This window comes from Nodularia sp. UHCC 0506 (assembly GCF_034931045.1).
In the GTDB taxonomy this organism is placed as follows: domain Bacteria; phylum Cyanobacteriota; class Cyanobacteriia; order Cyanobacteriales; family Nostocaceae; genus Nodularia.
In genome coordinates, this window is record NZ_JAYGHH010000050.1 from 22,128 (window position 1) to 42,247 (window position 20,120).

14 protein-coding genes and 1 tRNA gene are annotated in these 20,120 nt (G+C 39.6%); 1 reads left to right on the forward strand and 14 read right to left on the reverse strand.

Annotated elements, in window-relative coordinates:
• Positions 1-54: 54 nt before the first annotated feature.
• Entirely contained in the window at positions 55-663 is a 609-nt protein-coding gene (gene leuD / locus VB654_RS20900) for a 3-isopropylmalate dehydratase small subunit (protein WP_323215723.1), read from the forward strand.
• Positions 664-793: 130 nt separating this feature from the next.
• Here leuD and VB654_RS20905 read toward each other — a convergent pair whose 3' ends face one another.
• The 14 genes from VB654_RS20905 to VB654_RS20970 all read right to left on the reverse strand — a co-directional run.
• The gene (locus VB654_RS20905) at positions 794-2,125 is read right to left on the reverse strand and encodes a CHAT domain-containing protein (RefSeq protein WP_323215724.1); all 1,332 of its coding nucleotides are present in this window, start codon (positions 2,123-2,125) and stop codon (positions 794-796) included.
• Between the two features lie 90 nt (positions 2,126-2,215).
• Complete coding sequence (locus tag VB654_RS20910; RefSeq protein WP_323215725.1) at positions 2,216-3,400, reverse strand: CapA family protein; 1,185 nt, start codon at positions 3,398-3,400, stop codon at positions 2,216-2,218.
• A gap of 241 nt (positions 3,401-3,641) precedes the next feature.
• Positions 3,642-3,726 (reverse strand) — tRNA-Ser (locus VB654_RS20915).
• Positions 3,727-3,860: 134 nt separating this feature from the next.
• Complete coding sequence (proB, locus tag VB654_RS20920; RefSeq protein WP_323215726.1) at positions 3,861-4,970, reverse strand: glutamate 5-kinase; 1,110 nt, start codon at positions 4,968-4,970, stop codon at positions 3,861-3,863.
• Positions 4,971-5,284: 314 nt separating this feature from the next.
• Complete coding sequence (locus VB654_RS20925) at positions 5,285-5,824, reverse strand: YqeG family HAD IIIA-type phosphatase (RefSeq protein WP_323215727.1); 540 nt, start codon at positions 5,822-5,824, stop codon at positions 5,285-5,287.
• A gap of 13 nt (positions 5,825-5,837) precedes the next feature.
• The gene (locus tag VB654_RS20930; RefSeq protein WP_323215728.1) at positions 5,838-6,410 is read right to left on the reverse strand and encodes a DUF3727 domain-containing protein; all 573 of its coding nucleotides are present in this window, start codon (positions 6,408-6,410) and stop codon (positions 5,838-5,840) included.
• 149 nt (positions 6,411-6,559) lie between these two features.
• The gene (gene ruvX / locus VB654_RS20935; RefSeq protein WP_323215729.1) at positions 6,560-7,036 is read right to left on the reverse strand and encodes a Holliday junction resolvase RuvX; all 477 of its coding nucleotides are present in this window, start codon (positions 7,034-7,036) and stop codon (positions 6,560-6,562) included.
• 72 nt (positions 7,037-7,108) lie between these two features.
• Positions 7,109-8,347 carry a GNAT family N-acetyltransferase gene (locus tag VB654_RS20940; RefSeq protein ID WP_323215730.1) on the reverse strand — a complete coding sequence of 413 codons (1,239 nt, stop codon included), beginning with the start codon at positions 8,345-8,347 and terminating at the stop codon, positions 7,109-7,111.
• Between the two features lie 239 nt (positions 8,348-8,586).
• Positions 8,587-8,793: a hypothetical protein gene (locus VB654_RS20945; RefSeq protein ID WP_323215731.1), complete on the reverse strand. Its 207-nt coding sequence runs from the start codon at positions 8,791-8,793 to the stop codon at positions 8,587-8,589.
• A 158-nt stretch (positions 8,794-8,951) separates the two neighbouring features.
• Positions 8,952-11,726, reverse strand: coding sequence for an isopeptide-forming domain-containing fimbrial protein (locus VB654_RS20950; protein ID WP_323215732.1), 2,775 nt, complete (start codon positions 11,724-11,726; stop codon positions 8,952-8,954).
• Entirely contained in the window at positions 11,723-15,349 is a 3,627-nt protein-coding gene (locus tag VB654_RS20955) for an invasin domain 3-containing protein (protein ID WP_323215733.1), read from the reverse strand. Before VB654_RS20955 ends, VB654_RS20950 begins: the two co-directional genes overlap by 4 nt.
• Positions 15,346-16,878 carry a hypothetical protein gene (locus VB654_RS20960; protein ID WP_323215734.1) on the reverse strand — a complete coding sequence of 511 codons (1,533 nt, stop codon included), beginning with the start codon at positions 16,876-16,878 and terminating at the stop codon, positions 15,346-15,348. Before VB654_RS20960 ends, VB654_RS20955 begins: the two co-directional genes overlap by 4 nt.
• A 256-nt stretch (positions 16,879-17,134) precedes the next feature.
• A complete protein-coding gene (locus VB654_RS20965; RefSeq protein WP_323215735.1) occupies positions 17,135-17,698 on the reverse strand; it encodes a hypothetical protein in 564 nt (187 codons plus the stop codon).
• Positions 17,699-17,913: 215 nt separating this feature from the next.
• Positions 17,914-20,120, reverse strand: a 2,207-nt coding sequence (locus tag VB654_RS20970) for a hypothetical protein (protein ID WP_323215736.1), incomplete at its 5' end; no start/stop codon positions are given.

Here is a 20,120-nt window from a genome sequence, read left to right on the forward strand (position 1 = left end):
TCAAAATCTTCTCAAATTAGATTGTTGTCAAAAATCGATTCAAAATTGAAAATTATGGTTAGTGAAGTTAAAAAAATCTCAGGGCGCGGTATAATCCTTATTGGGGATGATATAGATACAGATAGAATTATTCCCGCCCGTTATTTGAAAGCCATCACCTTTGATGGATTGGGCGAAGGGGTATTTATCGATGACCGCACAGCATTAAAAGGCGAACATCCCTTTGACCAACCCCAATATCAAGGGGCAAATGTTTTAATCGTTAACCGTAACTTTGGCTGTGGTTCATCACGAGAACACGCACCCCAAGCGATCGCTAAATGGGGAATACAGGCTTTAATTGGTGAAAGTTTTGCTGAAATCTTTTTTGGTAACTGTGTTGCAATGGGTATACCTTGCTTAATAGCTGATGCAGTCACAGTTAAAAAACTGCAAGAACTTGTAGCCGCTAATCCCCAAGGTGCTGTCACAGTCAACCTGGAAAACTTAGAAGTAAATATTGGTGATTACACTGCCAAAGTGACTATGAATGAAGGCACTCGCAGTACTTTTATTGCTGGTACATGGGATGCTTGCGGTCAGTTAGTCGCTAATGCTGAAGAAGTCCGGGCGACTGCTGCTAAATTGCCTTATGTCAGTTGGGGTAAATTAGCCGCAAGTTAATTCACATCTCGCACCATTTGAAATCAGTCGGCTTTAGACTAATTTTGCCATAACCTTTGTTTTGAATTTTGAATTTTGAATTTTGAATTGATATGACACGGGGGTTTCAACCTCCGGCATATTCTTGCGACTACCAAGGGCCACCAATCATGGTAAAAGCTGCCCAATAATATGGATGGGATAAATTGATATCTCCCATCTCCGCTATTTCTGGGGGTAAAGGCGTTTCTGTTTTTAATCTCAGTTGCTGTAGTTGTCCTTCCTGAATCCGAATTCGTCCATTCAGCATTTCTATTTGTGCGCTTCTTAAGGCATCTGCTTTAATAGGTGATGTTTTTAAATGGTTGTAAAATTCTATCATCAGTCCTAAAGTTCCGGCATCACTAACAAACCAGAGACTACCCATCGCTGATTTAACTCCAGCTTCCAAAGCTAAACCAGAAAAGCCTAATTCTGCGTTTTGATCCCCTAAAGCAGTTGTACAAGCACTCAGCACTAACAAATCTACAGGGGGAACATTCAATTTCAAATTTCGTAACTGGTTTAAACGCAACCTCGTATTCCAAAATTGAATATAGGAGTTACTAACTGTTCCTGATGTGAAAGACCCATGAGTTGCCAAGTGAATAATTTTTTTGTAGGGTTTTATCTGCCGTTGCAAGCGCAAGTTGCGTACAGTAAATTTCTCATTGATGATGTTACGACCTCCTTGATTTTTGACAATTGTAGATAACTCAATAGGTACAGCAGGTAAAGGTGCGAGATTTTGGAATTGGGATGCCCCCATCGCTAACACTGAAAAGTCTCGGATATCTGTATAATTAGTGTCTGTCAGACTGAAGGCAGGAATTAAACCTGTGCTATACTTTTCTATCAAAAATTTCTCTCCATCATGCAATGCGGCAAATGGTAGAGAACGTAAGCCTTCTCCTACACAAAACACTAATGTATCTATATTTTGAGCTTTCAAATCTTTTTCAATAGGAACAATCAACCACTGATAAAGCTGTTGTGCAGAAGCTAAATAACTAGTAGTGTCAATTTTTATAGTATCCGTGAGTTCATTTTTTAATTCCCTCGCTACTTTGAGCAAAGTATTTCGATTAGCAGCTGATATACTCTGACGAATTGGTTCACCTGTGGGCGTAACTAAAATAATTTCTAATTGTTTTTCTCTTGGTATCAGATAGATAACCGCAGATTTTTTGCCTGTTTCGCCTTCAATTCTTCGTAAAGTATCACTAATAGATTTAGCATTCATCACCTCCTGGGGAAAATTAGCTCCTAAATAATTTTCATAATCCTGTTTCCAAATTTTTTCTTGTTCGCCTACGACATCAACTGTTACTGGTAACTGAGTGATTGGATTTTGAGCAATATGAATAGTCTGAGATTGAACTGATACCGGAAAAATTATTCCAGTAATTAAAAGAGCTATAGCTAAAAAATTTACTTTTTTCATGAATGTTCACTTAGGTGTAATATTGGTTTACTAATAGCTGTGGTGAGAACAAGTTACAGATTTAATAAGTGATTAAAAAGTCTGAGAATGCTATTGGATATCGGGATTACTCTGATGCAAGATAAATTCCCCTTGCTGATTAAATCTTACTGGCTCGATCAAATGATTATTTTTATTTAAATACCGTAGCAGTCCCACAGAGCGAAAATACTGGTCAATTTCAGGTATTCCTTGTCTATTTAAATGTACAGGAATAATCTTACCTGCAACTAAATCACCTTGAGAATTTAGTTTTACTTCTAATATCATTGAATATGCAGTTTGAGCCTTTGTTGATAAAGTTCGATATCCGATAAAGTTACCTAAAGAATAAGCTATCAATTTACCTTTATACATTTCCATTGCTCTAGGAACATGAGGCCCATGTCCTAGCACTAAATCTGCTCCTGCATCTATAACTTTTCTGGCAAACTGGATAGAATTACCTCGGTTTTCTCCATAGAAAAACTCGGTTTTATTTTTGACATGGAGTGCTGCGGTTCCTTCTGCCCCAGCGTGCATAGATACAACCACAATATCAGCATTTTTTGTTGCTTCAATTACAAGTGCTTGGGCTGCTGCCAGATTTTGAATAGGATTATACATATTATAGGGAGCAAAACCAATCATAGCGATCGCAACATTATTTGCTTCTAAATAAAGAATTTGATTTTTATGTCCTAATGTTGCAATACCAACATTTTTCAGGTTGTTCATTGTATCCCGAAAACCCACCTGTCCAAAGTCGAGTGCATGGTTATTGGCGATATGGAAGACATTAAACCCCACCTGCGAAAATAATTTTGCGTAACTGGGTGGAGAACGAAAAGCAAAAACCTGTCCCCGACTGATATCTTTGGAAGTATAGGGATGGTTGGTGAAAGTGCTTTCAAAGTTACCCAATAAAATATCAGATCCTTGCAAGGAGTCTCTCACAGATTTTGGTAACAATTTATCTGGAGACTTAGGCAATCTATAATCAGGAAAGTTAGTTCCGGGAATAATATCCCCAACTGCTTTGATACTAACGGTATTTAAAACAACTTTTTCTGACTCTGGCGTTGGGGTAGGTTCTGGTTCAGCAACGGGCGATAACTCAGGTTCAGTGAATGAGGCGATCGCACCTGATAATGGAAATTTTCCCCAGCGAATCAAGACTCCCATCCCAATACCTAGACAAAAACAGCCACTAATAAAACCCAGTGACAGTAATTTCACCACTCTTTGATTTGCCATCGTTATACTCCTCACACAATGGCAATAGTTTAGCTTAAATCTCAGTATTTCAGTATATGCAAAGTATTGCTGAAAACAAATATAAATCTCAAACCAGACCAAAAAACCAGAGATTAAATTAGTGAACAATTATCAACTTTCAAGAAACACATTTTAAACCCGTTACCAGGTCAGAAGTTGAGGTTTTCAATCCTCATGTGTTTGTTTCGTTCGTTTCCTGGGGCGCTGATAACTGTAAAAACGGAGAGGGGGGGATTCGAACCCCCGTTGAGTTTCCCCAAAACGCATTTCGAGTGCGTCACCATCAACCACTCGGACACCTCTCCAGATATGTATTCAATTTTGGTGAATGCTATCAGACTTGTCGCACTTATCGGTATTTAATTATTTATTACCGATATTTCGCCCAAAAGTCTAGTGCATACCACAAACTATCATAGCATCCCCAAGGATGTCATAGTTAAGTCAGAACTAAATTATCCCGATGAATCACAGTTTCTGCACCTACGTAACCCAAAATTGTGAAAATCTCCCTAGAATGGCATCCCCGAATTTTTTGCAGTTCGTCGCTGCTATAGTTAACCAGACCTCTGGCAATTTCGTTTCCCTGGTTGTCGCACAACTGCACTGCGTCTTGAGTGTCAAATTCTCCTGACACTGATTTAATCCCAGCAGCTAATAAAGATTTTCCTGCCTGAGCGATCGCTGCGATCGCCCCTGTATCCAAGTATAATTTTCCCGCCGGGACTAAACCATAGGCTATCCAACGTTTACGCGCCGAAGTTGGTTCCGGCTGTGGTTGAAAGTGAGTCCCCAGGGGTTCACCTGCAATAATTCTCTGAATATTCTGCGGGAATCGTCCTTGAGTAATGACTGTCCGAACTCCCGCAGTAATCGCAATTCTGGCTGCGGAAATTTTAGTTGACATCCCACCAGTACCCCATTGAGAACCTGGAGATGTGGTTTGTATTTGTAATTCGGCCAATTCTTTGAGGTTATTTACCAAAGATATGGGCTGTGCATCGGGTACAGAACGGGGGTCAGCCGAATATAGCTTGTCTACATCGGTGAGGATAAATAACCAATCGGCTTCGACTAAACTTGCAACCAACGCCGAAAGGGTGTCATTATCACCAAATTTCAGTTCGTCAATTGCTACCGTATCATTTTCATTGACTACAGGAATTACACCCAGTTCTAGGAGTTCCCGAAAAGTGTTGTAGGCATTGAGGTAGCGGCTACGCTGTACTAAGTCGTTACGAGTCAGTAACACTTGGGCAATGGGCTGATTTAAGGTGGTGAATAAATCATCGTATATCCGTATTAACCGACCTTGCCCCACTGCTGCTACTGCTTGTTTGAGAGCGATCGCTTTAGGGCGTTCAGTTAGTCCCAACCTAGCACAACCTACTCCCACAGCACCAGAGGAAACTAAAATCACCCGATGCCCTTGCTGCCTTAAATGGCATAGTGTTTCTGCTAAGGTGGCAATGGTGGAAAGCGCTAATTGTCCGGTTTCTGGTTGAGTCAGGCTAGAAGTGCCGATTTTGACAACTATTGTCTTGGTCACGTCGCTTCGCTCCGAATTCAAAATTCAAAATTCAAAATTAAATACCCCACGGATTTATCCAGGGGCTTTAATTAATGTTGTTCCACTCAACACTTAGCACTTTCTTCACTCAGCACTTTGCACTTTGCACTTTGCAGTAAAGCGCCGAGTCTTCTATAGGTGAAGGCCGACGCTTTACGGGTTTATTTTTATCTATTATGAACTAGGGTCTTTATTTGGCTTGACCCCATATTATCAATAATAATAATTACCGATTTTTGGATTTTCTATACATTCCTTAACCATTTCTTTAGATTTAGTTTAATGACAATTCGTCAAGTTTTGCGAATTTTCGTTTCTTTAGGAGTAATAGTAGCGCCTAAGATTTCCGATACCCAAACTTCAAAATTGCGGATAGGATGCGATCGCAGGGCTGCACCAGGATGGATAATCGGTTCTACTAAAATGGTGAACATACCTAAACGATTACCCGCTATCACATCAGTAAATAAGCGATCGCCTACCATTCCCACTTGGTTTGCAGGTAGATTCATCACTGTGAGTGCGGCTCTAATTTTCCGGCGTGATGGCTTGGCTGCACCTAGATAATAGGGCAACCTGAGCGATCGCCCTATACCACCAATTCGGGCTTCACTGATATTATTACTTACCAAACATAATTTTGTAGAAATACGGATTTGCTCTACCCACTGTTGCAGTTCTGGAGAAGCTACTCCCACTGTAAAAGGTACTAAGGTTTCGTCCACATCCAACACCAGGCCTTTCAGCCCGTAATGTTGAATCATTTCAGGTGTCAGGTTTAATACAGAACCTTCTAAAATCAAGTCAGGCTGTAATAGCTTATTCCAGGTCATGTGAATTTTGAATTTATTCGACTTCGTTAAAAAGTTGTTCTTCTAACATTGGTTGTACTTTCTTAAATTCCTCTGGAGAAAGTAATTCTGGTTTGCCTGTGGTGGAAATCCGGGCAAAAAACAACAAAGGATCGAGCGGTGTATAAACTGCGTATTCTTGATCTGTATCATAGAAGCTTGCCAGAAGCTGCAATTGTTCAGGTTCTAAATCAGCCTCTTCATCTTCAATTTCTAAGGTGAAAAGTTCTGACTCTTCCACTGCTGGTAAATCACCAGCCACAGTTAGAGCGTAAGCAGTATTTTTGACAATCAAATTTTGTTCAGCTAAGACAGCTTGAGCAGTGGCAAAAATTTGATTAATAATATCATCATCATCAACCAAAACAGCCTCTTCTTCCTCCTCATCACCTTGCCAAGCAAAGATTTCTATGGGTGAGTCTACAGGAAGCAATAAAACATATTCTTGTCCATCTACCGACAGCGAATGTTCAACGTAACATTCGAGAGTTCGGCCTGTGTCATCAGTCAGAGTGATGGAACCTGCATGAGCATGATCATTTTCTTCAGGAAATGGAGAGGGTAACATAGCCGAAATGTAAAATTTTATAAATATAGCCATAGCCGTATTGATTAGGACAATGCGAATTGCTTAATGTCCTGGAATCAACTGAGGTTACACTCAGCACTCAATACTCAGCAGTCTACTAAGCTTTCAGAATATCATGTAAAAAGGTATCAATACTCTAAGGCTAACACCGATTTATGGAAGTTGGCTCGCCTGGTGTCTAGCCATTGTTGCAAAATTATCGCTGCTGCCTTCCGGTCAATTAAACCTTTATGGCGTGATGGGGAGCGATTTTCAGCTATTAACAGTTGCTCTGCTTGAAAAGAAGTTAATCGCTCATCTACATATTCCACAGGTAAATTCAGTGCTTTCGCCAATTTTTTGCCAAATTTCAGCACGTGACGCGCCTGGAATCCTAGAGTCCCATCCATGGAGTAAGGTAAACCAATCACCAGGACTTGCACCTGACGCTCGTTTACTAAGTTGCGAATTTGCTGGACATCTCGCTCAAAAGATGTGCGTTCAATAGTGGTTAGTCCTGTAGCAATTAAACCTGTACCATCGCACCCCGCTACACCCATCCGCTTGCGACCAAAATCTAGACCCAATGCTGAAATAAACGGTTGTGGTTGTTCTTGGGGTGTCATAGGATTTGGGATTTTAGATTGATTTCACAGATAAATCTGGGGACTTGTACTATTGACAAAGAATTGCTCAAATTAGTTCTGTTGTGTTGGATCTGTAGTCTCAGGAATGGGTAAAGGTTCCATACTCAAACTTTCGCACTTAAAAGTGATCGGTTCTGATTTGGTTGGCGTTGTTCTATCTGAAGCTGGTTGCTGCTTTTGTTGTATCCATGACATTCCGCCTGGAATTGGTTTACGAGCGGGTTGTAAACCTTGTAGCACCCCAGTCCACTGAATTCCTTCTAAGGAAACAAATTTAGACTCCCTGAGCTTATGCCAAACTGAACGAGACATCACCAGGGTATGTTCTATACGTTCTGCCCCTATGCGCTCTAAGTACTCTTCTCGCTCTGCTTGGTAGTCTGAGGATGCTAATTGTAAACCTTGTCGGGGGAAATCTTGGACAATGCGAGCTAGTTGGGAAAGCAATTCTGGGTACAGCCAGGTATAAGCCGGGTGAACTGTCAGCGTGGCAACATGAGGCGTTTTACCTTTGCGGTCAAGTTGGACTTGAAAATAACCAATTGCGGCTTTACGTTGGGGTTCAAATACGTAACCACTAACTACTTCGGTTTTTGTCACCCACTGCTTAACAGCATCAGTTAAAGCCCCAAACAAGCTGGTTTTAAAGTCGCGCGTGTTGCGGTCAAAAACCTGACGCACCAAAGGCGGCATTGATGCTGTATCTAACTGATAGAGTAACTGAGCATCGGCATTGCTGACAGGTAGAAGATTCGGTAAATCAGGCTCTGCTTGCGCTAATTGGGCGAGTAATTCGGGTTTAATTTGCCAATAGGTCATTTCTGCTAGACGCTGAAACCCATTTTGGCGATATAGTGCCAGTGCGTCTTTATCATTGACATTAACTTCTAATAGCCAAGTCCGAGCTTCTAAAATCGACTCAAAGCAGTGGCGCAAAAGCTGCGAACCTACACCTTGCTTTTCTATAGATGGAGCTAACATTACCCGATCAATCCGCCATGTACTGCGTGTGCGGTTGAATGGTGATACTTGAATCATCCCTAGAAGCGATCGCCCTTGCTCTGCTACGTAGGCACAGAAGCGATATTTTAGGGGGTTCGGAAACCAACTCAAAAATTTCAGGCATCCATACCAACGTCGTAACCATTGCATCTGGTTGATGGCTAGTTGCGCCTCTTTGGGAGTGAGAGTTGCGAAGGAGTCTTGCGTTATTTGTTCAATTCCATCCAGATCCCGGTATTGGGCTGGCCGGATGACAACGCTGAGGTTTCGAGGAAGTAATGAAGTCATTTTAATTCAAGCTGCCATTTAGCCTTAACTTAACTGGGTCTGAAGAAATGTTGCTATAATCAATTTTAACGGCTTTCCGCCCTAATTTTCTTGCTTCCAAAGGGTGATTTTTGTGACTAGATCGTAAAATATGATAATTAAACCAACCAAAATAAAGCAGACCTGATGATCACAACCTTGGTGTTGAGGCAACAGTATCTGCTTCTATTTTATGAGAAATTTATAAAAATTTTTATCTCTTACAGCCCTTGTCGGGAAATTAGCTTTTCAAAGTTGGCTTGAGTTTGGTGAAGCAGTTGCTCTCGGCTATCTGCAACTGAGAATGTCTGCTTCAGGGTGGGAACCAGATTACGGGCTTGTAGAGTCATGTGAAGTTGCAAGTGGGCAACATATTCGCTGAAGTCTTCATTTGTTACAGATGCGCCCGTTGAAATATTTGATTTCATTGCCACTGGGTTCTCCTTTCTTAGTTCTCGGCTGTGTCTTCACATCATCAGAACTTATCACATAGTTTCGCTTAACTTCTCCATTTGCAATGAAGTTTAATGTTTTGTTGCATTGCTGATGTAATTTTAACTACTGCACCAAGATTCATTAATGCTGATTATCGCACTTTAGCTTGAAAACGGACAAAACCATAGGCTTCTGAAGGGTTATCTTTAGCACTAGGCAACGTGCCTAAATTAACCACAACTGCCCCTTCCTGATTGGGTTCTGCACCACAGACTAAAGGTAGTGTTTCTCCAGCAGCATAGAATCTAGCGTTATCACCATCAGCGACATTGGTATAAGACTGTGTTGTATTATTTCTATGTACTAAGATACCTTTATCTGCTCCGGGTAAACCGCCTGTAACCGGATTGACACTATTGAATTTAGTGGGTAAGAAAATTTGATTTAATGGAATGCGATCGCACAAACTCACATTATCAACTTGCTGTTCACCAGTAGATAAAAAGTAGATTGTATATTCAATTTCATCCCCAGGTTTCACCATACCCCCGTTAACCTCGCCGAGTAGAGATGTACTCAGGGGTATTGGCCATTGATCTGTATCTGATTGCAAATTAGGGTCAGTCACTGTCATCTCATTATCATCATAGGGGCTGGTAGTATCAATATAAGCATTAAGATTCCTACCATTATTAGTTGTTGAACCATTAACCCCAGTAATACGCTTAACTAATAGTAGTGTCCCTTGGGGAGTAGCAGTAACTGTGAACAAGGTCGGGTCATCGTCCGCAGTATTAGCAGGATTATTACCTGTATCTATACCATCGTCAGTGATTTGGAGGAAATAATTACCAACAGTGGGCAGATTAGTAGTAGCAGTAACAGAGTTTGCATCTGTCAACACAATACCAACTGCTGCTGAGGGATTATCAGGTGTATTAAAATCAGCACTTGCCTGGTTGCTAATGGGATCACCACCATTAGAACTATTAATTGTAGCAGTAATTCTAATAGTGATTGTATCATCTACACGTAAAGTGCCAGAATTAGTAACAGCACCAGAACCATTGTAATTAGAATTGATTGTAATGTTATTTCCTGAAGTCAGAGCAGTAATTGTTGCATCTACAAACGTTAATTGCGGGGGTAGCGTGTCTTTAATAACAAAATTAATAGCATCGCTATTACCTGGACCTAAGTTGGAATAAGTAATAATGTATTCGACGTTATCGCCCACAGTCACAGTGCCACTATTATCATTATCTGCTAAAAACCGTACAGATTTAGTACCTTGAACATTAGCTTGTTGGTTTGTAGTCACTACTAAAGGAGTAAATGTTGCCCCACTGGAGAAATATGTCCAAGTTCCAATGCCCTTAAAGTCTCCATATCCGCCAGTAAATTCATGCTCTCCATTTGCGCTATCAATTCCTAAACTAGCATTACGGGGACTAGTAGCTACTCCTCCTGGCTGGGGATCTAAGCTAATAAACGTTCCATTGGAAGTAGTATAATTGCTGTCATTATAGTAAATAGTAGTCGGGCCAATTTGCTGTCCATTCACATCTAGAAAGTTGCTAAATGGTCCAGGAGGGTTTTCCATAGTAATTTTAAAACCCAATGGATTGTTCTCAGCATCCAACATAGGAAAGTGATATTCCCCAGCTCTAGCTGTGATTCTGCTACTATATGGTGCATTGCCTGGGAGGGGCGGTAGGTTAACTCCATTGGCATCTTTTCCATCCCATAACACTACATTAGAACCCATAGATGATGGGTTTTGTAAAACACGATCCACACTAGGATCAAAAACGCCATCGTTGTTAGTATCAATAATAATTTGATAACTTCCAGGTGTAGCAGAATTGAAACTAAAATATCCCCCTACCCCAACTGGTGTCTGGTTGCCACTTCCTCCAGTTCCTCCAGTGAATTTAAAAGAAGTCGGTTCTACGGGTAGAACTGCTGTTGTAGGAAGCCCTAATCCTATCAGTGTTAAAGGGTCTGGTCGATTAAAAAAAACTAAGTGGGTAATATCTGTAAGTGTATCTGGGAGAGTTGGGTTTTGAACTGACACATTACCAGGGAAGTTCAAACTATTATTACTAGCGCCACCAGCAGAGCGGTAAAGAGTGGAGTTATTAGTTCTGTCAATATATCCGCGACTATTGGCAAAAAAAACGAAACCAAAGGGATCTACTCCATTCATATCAGTTTCATATCTATACCCATCTTTAGTCTGAATATAAAGCTTAGAATTGAGTGCAATAGGATTACTAGAATTAGCATTTCCTCCCATATTCATGGAGATATAGTTGGTAAAAACCCGCCCTATTTGATCATTTCCACCAGTATCTCTGACTGTAATATCCCAAGCTGCTACTCCTCCTTGTTGCGTATTACCTGTAGGAAATTGCGCCGTTACACTGACAGGAGTAGGATTACCGCCAGGGTTTGAAAACGGAGAATAAAATACAACTTCGTAAACACCAGTTTCTGTAGCCACGAAACTACAAGGAGTGTAACCACCTACATTGGGTAAAGGCCCTGCTGTTTCTTTAGCAACAGTGTCAATGAAACCAAAACCAGAAGATAGAACATCGCAAGCACCATTTTGACCCCCAAAGGGGCTTGTATAAACAATATCTTGAGTGCCGTTACTACTTGTAGGCACACTAGAGCCAAGATTAACTGTTTCCCCTGCTTGTACGTAAACTTTGAGAGTCGTTCTCCTCAGAATACCCGCAATCAATAAGTTTGTCGATTCTAGGTAAGGTCTGTAGCCACCATCAGCAACTAAATCTTTACTTCCCTCAGCCCAACTAGGTTGTATCCCTTGTCCCCAAATAGATAAAATCAAGGCCAGGCTACCAATTAATTTCCCTGAATAACTGCTGAGTAATGGCAGTTTCATTCGAGTTGTCATATTTTCAACTTACCTCCTGCTGGAGATGGTGTAGGCTTTTGCAGACCAAAACCATCAAATAATTCATTGAGTTTGAGAGTTAAACCCAAATAAGGCCCTCCGGCAGAACGACTACCAGAAAAATCAGGATCATCAACTTTGCCAAAAACATAGCCAGCAGAAAGGCGCAAATTAGAAGTTAAATAATAACCAGCTTCGACGACAAAACCCATTTCCGAATGATTAGATTGACCTATCCAGCGAGTTTCTCCTACCAAATCCATGCTATATCCTAAACGATATGTAGCCCGGAATTGCGCTAAATTCACAGTACTTGTACCTACCAAATCACTAGCTAAATAAGATGTGCTATTTCTGATTGCATATTTACCATAAAATTCCCATTGCCAATTAGGAGCATAAATAGTTTCTATCGCAAAAGTATGATCTTGAGAACCCGTACCACTACCTAATAAAATCGTATCAGGAATTGTCGCTGGATTTTGGCGATATTCATACCTTAATAAAGCGTTAAATTTATCATTTTTGGGATCACGGTAAGCTAAACCCATTTTAAAATTTACAGTATCACCTAAACCCGATATTCTTTGATTGGCAGCATTAGCTTGTTGATAGCGTGCCAAAGCAGTTAAAGAAGGAGAAATTTTTCCGGTAGCGGCCGCAGAAATAACGGTATTTCTACCACCAGAAGAACTGCGATGTTCATAACGGGCGCTGGCTTTAAATTGAGGATTATTGGTATATTCCAAACCCACACTATAGCTATCACCACTATTAAAACCAACAGCAGCAGCAGATTGACCTACAGCATAAGGTTGAGCAAATTTTTGACCCGCTCCGGTATTACCTAAAAAATTACCAAATACGTGTTCATAAGCTAAATTTAAACGTAGACCAGGGGCAATAGTCCAACGATTATTTAAACCAATTGCACCTTGAGTAGTTATTTCATTTGCACCACCAATAATACTATAACGACCTGTTAAAGTAGTATCTGAACCTAATTTATGTTCCCCGTTTACACTTAAACTAGTAATAGATTTACCGCCATCTTGACCACTGCTAAGAAACTGTTGAGCGAAATTGACATTGACACCAGGAATAGCCCGCCAATTTAGCCCTAAAATAGTCCGGTCAGGATAAACAGTATCAGCACTAGCAGAAAGAGTCAGTTCATTTTGTGCCTGGAAGGTGAGAGTATTAGTAATAGGTACAAGTAACCGAGAACGTAATTGATTTGAATTAGTTATTCCACCACCTTCAGCCATGCGGTCTTGACGGTTACGATGAATCAAATCTACATCTAAAGTGGATTTCCCTAAACGTTGTTGTATTCCTGCGGAAATTGTAGTTAAGGAGTTATCAACTTGACTTCCTGGAATAGCTTGAGAACCGGGAGAAAATAGTTGTTCAAAAGAATCTAATGGTTGGGGAGCAATGCCAAAATTATCTTCATGATCATATTGAAATCTGAGGTTGGTTGTATTTGTTAATTTACCTGTTAATTGCACTCCATAACGAGTTTGTCCAGGTACAAAACTAATGGTGGCATTATTGGCAAAACCTGTATCAGCAAAACGATAATAAGCGCGACCTTGAAAACCATTAAAAATTTTACCTTCAGCTTCTACTCTATAAGCTTGGCTGCTAACATTACCCATCAAATCAGAACTATTACTAGAATGGGCATATTCAGCAATTATTTTGCCACTATTACCAAAAGAAATCTGGGTATCTGCTCCATAAAGTTCAAAGTTACGTAAACCTTGATTTTCTTGTAAATAAGTTGCCCCTATCCAGCTTTCTTGATTAAGAGTGCGGTTAAAATTATATTGTAAACGACCTGCATAGATGCTACTATTCAAGTCTGGAGAATCATATTGATATGTAGTGACAATTCGCCGGACTAACACCTGTCCAAATTCATCAATATCAGTACGCAGTATGGGTTCACGAAATAATAAAGTTCCACGATCATAATCAATTTCATAATCTGCGCCTCGGTTCAACTGCTGACGTTTGAGAACAGTACCGGGGCGGTTTAATTCTTCCAGTTCAATAAAAACATTTTCACTACCAGGAACTAATATTCTTCGAGAAAGAAAATAATAACCACTTGTACCATCAGGGGCTAAAGTATCCCTTTGAAAACCTTCAACATTATTGCCATAAAAACCTGTGATTTGTAAATTTCCCCAGTTATAATTAGCTTTAAAACCATGAAGTTGACGGTTTGTTGCGGTATATTGTTGTGAGGGACGAGCAAATTCTTCTGTATTGTAGTCACCCCACATAAAATAGTCAGGACTAACACCGGGAAGACCTTGGGAACGTTCTAGACGTACATATAAACTATCAGTAGAAGGGGCGGTAACATCAACTTTGGAACTATCACCATAAACAGGATAGTTTTGGTCATTAGCTTGATAAGTTTTAAAGAGACGATTTTCACAGTTACAATCTTCGTTTAAAGGACGTGAACTGTTATATGCTCCTGTAAATAACCATTCGCCAATTTTACCTGTAGCAAATATTTGGGCATTAAAATCTAATTCGGTATTATTATTTTTATCAGGAGGAATAAAATCACGAAATCTACTATAATAATCAGTACCTCTAGCACCTAAACGAACATCTATTACTCCTGTGACTAAACTGGAACGTAAAGCTGTAGAAAATTCAAGTTGATTAAAGGCTTCTAAGTTATTAATTGCCGCCCTAATTCTGACAGTTTGAGCTTTTAAATCTGAGCGCAATTGGGCTGTAAATTCTCCGTTTTTTGCTTCTACTTGAAAACCTGGTTGATCTGGTTTGAAATCTGTACCAATAAATTTTCCAGCAGTAGTTTCTAGAGTGACAACTGCTGTTTGGTTTGAGCGATTACCATTTTCATCAAGCAATTGACCTTTGATGGTTGCGGTAGAACGTCCATCAGCAGGAATATGGGCTTCTAAGGTTTCTACTGTTAATTTTTTTACTTCTCCTCTGACTGATATTTGTACTGTTGCTGGTGTTGTTGTTGCACCTACTATTTGTGCAGATATGCTATTAATTCCCGGTTGTAAGGAAACACCATACCATGTTTGTGTGATTAGGTTGACTTCTGCATCTGTTGCTGTTCTTCCTATTAAGGAATTATCTACTAATGTACCATTTACCCGTAATTCAACTTGACTATCTACAGGAAATTGTAAAGTTATTGTAGTAGCAGGAATATCAATAATGGTATTTTCTGCGGGGGTAATAATTTTAATTGCTGTTGATACTTGGGCTATTTTTTGGGTTGCTTGATTTTCATTGTTTGCAGAAAATTTAGGAGTAGTATTTGATTCGACATTTTCAAATAATTCTTTTACTAAATGAGTTTGATTTGTTGCAGAAAATTCAGGAGTTGATTTGATTTCTGCAAGTACATCTTGTGATAATTTATATTCAGTTACTGTAGGTGGTAATGCAATTGTTTGCTCGGTTATTTGTTCATTAATATTTGCAGTATTCTCTGGAAGTAATAAGTTATTTGCCGTTTCTCCTTTAACTGCTGCTGGATAAAAAATATAGCTGCAAGCACTAGCTATTACCCCTATAGATTTCAGGTTTTTAAAATGCTGTTTTTGTGGTTTCATGGCTTGTCTAGCGTCTGAATAATGGGAGTAACAGCAAAATTCATTCTCACTAAACCACCTGGTTGTAAGCGTACTAAACGAGATTGACTATTGCGTTCACGAAACTTATGATTAGGAGCAAACGTATAACCAGGAACACTGCTTAAATCTAGAACTCCTGTGTGAGTGCCAGGTAACATATTCGCTACAGAAAATAAACCATTGGGATCTGTGGTGATGCGATTACCGTCTTGCAGATAAATTACTGCATTGGCTATTCCTAATTCGTCATTTTGTTGTTCACCATCAAAGTTTTTGTCTATGAATACGCGACCAATTAAAGTACCGCAATCATTAACTATTCCGTTTCTAATTTTTAGTTGGTGAGTGGCGGGACCATCTTTGGTATTAAAGCCGTTATCAATTCTTGTGGCATTAACAATGGCACTATTGCGACCTGTACCTCTTTGAGCATCATTGGTGAGTTGCACAGCGTAAGCAATATTAATAACTTTTTCAGTTGCAAGAGTGATATCTGTACGGAATGTGAGGTTATTACCGTTAATTTCGCTAATAATATTTACTGGATTTCCTTCTAAATCTCCGCGTACAGATTCGGGTAAAAATTTAAATCCTAAAGGTAAGTTATCGGTGACGACAACATTATTTAAATCTACATCTGATTGATTTCTTATTGATAAACGATAGATAGCTGTGTCTCCTGGTGCAGCCGTGGCGCGATCGCCTGCTTTGATAATTTTAACTTGACTAAATTGACACATATTAATAGTCAGTTCAAATGTTAATAAATCTAGTCCTTGATTTTCCGCATCTTCAACTAAAACAATGCTATCTTCTATTGTTGTTTTACCTGTTAAACTGATAGGTTGACCATCTAAAGAAGTGGCAAGATAACGAATAATATTGTTATTTGTTCCCATGTTCTCTAGAATCTGAATTTTAATCCGTCTTTGTTGGTAAATAGAATTAGCAGGGGGATTAACAACCAAAATATAAGTTTTTCCTGGTTGTGTTTGACCTTTGTTGGGATCTAGCAGAAAATTATAGACACCAGCAGGATTATTAGTAATAAAATAAGGATTTCTATTTTCAATATTAGGAGCTTTACCTTTAGGGATTCCATTATTAGTAATATCTGGTAATTCTGTCTGTGTTAGAGGAGCTAAATTTCCTAATTCTGTTCCTGTAGGATCATTAGGGTTAGCTTCATAAACACCAACAGAAAAACCTGTATAATCAGATAAATATGTGCCGGCACATCCTAAAATTCTTCCTAAAGGATCAACTAATGGGTCTGAACCAAAACCCAAGTGAATTTTATTAGAAACTCCTTGGTATTCATGATTATTGACTGGATCTTGATAGGTATAATCAGCTTTATTTGTAATTACTGTTTTGCTTTCAGCTACTACTCGATTTATTGTGTTTATAGGAGTTTGCAGAATACATCCTAAAAAAATTATTGTCGTCAATTTCAAGGATAGATTACCAAGAAAATTTAAGTTTTTAAATTTAAATTTATTATTCATGTCTAATCACATCCTATAGTATAGGAATCCGGTTTGATTACTCAATATATTTGTGCAGGCAGGCAAGCAGCGCAAGGATTTCAAAAAAATCAGGTGTATAGCATTTGTTTAAAATTTAAATATGTTCCTATATTTCTTATTTGTTAATTAAGGAAGTTAAATTAAGCCAAGCCTATTTTTGATTTTCTAAGACCAAAAATTCATGAATTTGGTGATGGGTAAATTCATATATTATATTTACCCATTCCGAACTTGTTTAGCGTATTTGGGTTTTATAACTAGCTTGAAATGTGGATTTAGCAGCAATGGAAGGGACTTTTAAACGAATATGAGTATAAAGATTTGCTGGTGCTGCTTTAGTCTCCACTCTTCCATCAGAAAGGGTAACTTTAATAGTGGGATTGGCTACAAAACTTCTGCCATTATCTATGCTGTAAGTAATAGTAGTATTTTGGGGAGCATCAACGCTTTTCAAGACATAAATCATTTGTTTAGGAATAGGTTGATTTAATGTGAGGTTTTTAAGTTGGCGATCGCTCTTATTTTCACCCCTCAACGTATATCGCAATATATCTCCTGGTTGTACCACTTGTTGATTTTTTAAGGCTTCCCATTTCTTGATTTTTTTACCTTCTTGATCCTGGGTTTCTATTTGTTTTTCTGCTACTAACTGCAACTGCATTTGCGATTGCTTGTTAACATTTTGAGCAATTGCACTTTCTAATTGAAAGAGAGAATTTACACCAAGAATTTGACCCATGAATGGCGCTGTTATCATCAAAGAAATTGCGCCGATAGTTGCAATATAAACTCGTTTCATTGTTTGTCTCCTGTTGTGATAATTTTGTTTGTTCAATACGTTGCTGAAATTTGGATTCGATGAAGAAATTTTTCCTAATAATTGCAATATTAAATTTGAGCAATTATGGCAAAGTGAGAGGAGAAAATGACTTCATATATATTACACACCCTGATGAACTTTGTTTTTTATATTGGAGGCGTTGCTGATTGATATTCAGCAACGCTTGACGTAGATTAGTTAACTCTCCGTTGGAAAGTGAAGGTTCTTTGTACACCTGGCACCACTATTCCAGTAACTCTATTGATATATCTAGTAATATCAGTGTTCACTGTAGTACCGGTTTGGTCAATGCTACTATTAGTAGCTGGATTACCATTAAAGAATTCGATGGTAGAAGCATCTGAATCTGTAGCAGAACCCACAATATTGCTAGTATCAATTTGACCAGAAATATCGTTATCTAAAGCCCAATTATTGCCACCTTGTGTACCATCTTCAGTAATCACAATCCTATCAGCATTCAAAATCACATTACCTGAACCAGCTAGGGGATCAGAGATATTGGTGTAGCGAATTTGGAACTCAATAATATTGCCTGGTGCGGGATTTCTGGGGACATCAGCAACATTGGCATTAGGATCTATACCATTAACTGCTGGTGTAGATTCAAAATCACCTTGACCTGTACCAACTGCTGGACCAGTTCCTTGTAAAATGCGAGAGAATTTTACTAGTTTCAAGAAACCTGTGTATACTCGGTCAATAGTAGTATTAGTTGCTATATTGCCACCTACATCAATAGTTGCAGTGATGGGGACTGGGAAGCCAAATTCTGTATCACCTGCGTATTGGGCAATAGTATCCGTTGATAAGGGAGTATTAGCTGGTAAATCAACTTCTACACCATAATTAATAATTGCATCAGGAGCAACACCAGAAACAGTAATTGGTGTACCCGTAGTGCTGAATGTTCCTGTGGCTTGATCGTAGGTATAGATAATAGATTGAGCATTATAGGTCAGAGTTACATTTGTTCCATTAGGTAAATCTAGCGGATTTGCTGGTGTTGTTGGTGCTAGTGTGATGTCACCAGGGCTAGTACCATTATTCTGAATAGTATTAGTGAAACCAACTGACTGAGGATCAAGTGTTGTACCCGGTAAAGTCCCAGCAGGAACAAGGGAAGATTTGTTGGTGAAGTCATCATTATTATCAGTTGGACCAACAGCATTGGGTACACCTTGAGGACCATTTAACACTGATGCGGCTACAGGTGTTTGCACAGTAAAGACGTTGGCTTCACCACCTGTACCTGCACCAGTGTTGTTGTTACCTGTATCAATTCCCGTGGTGCTGGTGTCAGTTACTAAACCATCAATTACACCCGTATCTGGGAAAGTATCAGGAATACCATCACTATTGGTATCTGTGCCTAAAGTATTCAGATTTGCCGGAGGTGTAGAACCATCAAAGTTACTGGGGTTTTGATCACCTGATTCATCATAAACTAGGAAGCCATTACCAGCAGTTTGACCAAATAATTGGGCAATGTTGGCAACTGTCAACGGTGAAGTGGCATCAGATTTGACATTTAACTGAATTGCAAAACCATTAACTGTAGTACCAGGTGCAATGGAACTAATGGTAGCAGGTTCGTTGATGAAACCGACACGGGTAACACCAGCTAAGGTATCAGCACCTTGTAGGGGGAAGCGTTTCCAGTTCTCGTTAGCGGCATTAGTACCAATAGGATCTGTAGTATAAACTGCGTCCCAACCAGGAGGGGGAGTTGGTACTGCACCTAGTTCTGTACCTGTGGGGATGGCATCAGCAACCAAGATATGATTACTATCAACACCATCAACGTTAATAGATGTACCGACTAATGGCGCTGGAGTGATACCAGTTCCGGTGACATCATTGCTTTCTACCCGCAAACCGAAACTGTAGGTTAAGTTGTCATCTGTAATTTCTGGTGTATTTGCATTATTGTAACCACTCCGCACTTTGAGAATAGTGGCTAAAGCGTAAGCTTGCGCGGTTGCAGCCACTGAAATTTGCTGAGTGGCACTGGCTTCCCTTGTACCGTTGATGGGTGCGCCAGCTACTTCACCAGGTGTACCATCTGGGTTATCTACGGTGTAAACGTCACCACCATCGGGGCTGCGTAGTTGGTTTTGAGCATCTCCAGGGGTATTACCTAAACGAACTGTAATAATGTCGTCTGGTTGAGCGCCCACTTGTACAGTGATGGGGACACGTACCAATACAGTACCGCCAGGAGCAATTGAGGACGTAATCGCCTCAGTGTTAGTAATATTTTGCCAAGTTGCACCACCGTCCGTACTGTATTGGAGATTATTAGCTGTACCACCGGGGAGTGTTCCTGATACTGTTCCTGGCCCAGTGGTGGTTGCTAAGTTGGGAATACGGAATTGAG